This window comes from Pseudomonas sp. SIMBA_067 (genome assembly GCF_046534675.1).
Lineage (GTDB): Bacteria > Pseudomonadota > Gammaproteobacteria > Pseudomonadales > Pseudomonadaceae > Aquipseudomonas > Aquipseudomonas putida.
In genome coordinates, this window is record NZ_JAWRYH010001279.1 from 1 (window position 1) to 238 (window position 238).

1 pseudogene is annotated in these 238 nt (G+C 65.5%); it reads left to right on the plus strand.

Annotation, left to right across the window (positions count from 1 at the left end):
• Positions 1-238 (plus strand): annotated as a pseudogene (locus SB765_RS33425) (integrase); the annotation flags it as partial.

Here is a 238-nt window from a genome sequence, read left to right on the forward strand (position 1 = left end):
GCTGTATGTGAACGCCGTGCGTGGCGTGATGAACGAAGCCTGGCGCATGAGCCTGATCAGCCAGGATCATCTGCTCAAGATGCGTTCAGTCAAGGCCGCCTCCGGCACGCGCCTGGGGCAGGGGCGCAACCTGCGCCGCACGTTGATCCGCGAACTCATGGAAGTCTGCGCCGCCGACCCACGCCCTCAGGGCCTGCGCGACGCCGCCGTCATCGGCATTCTGTATGGCTCAGGCATG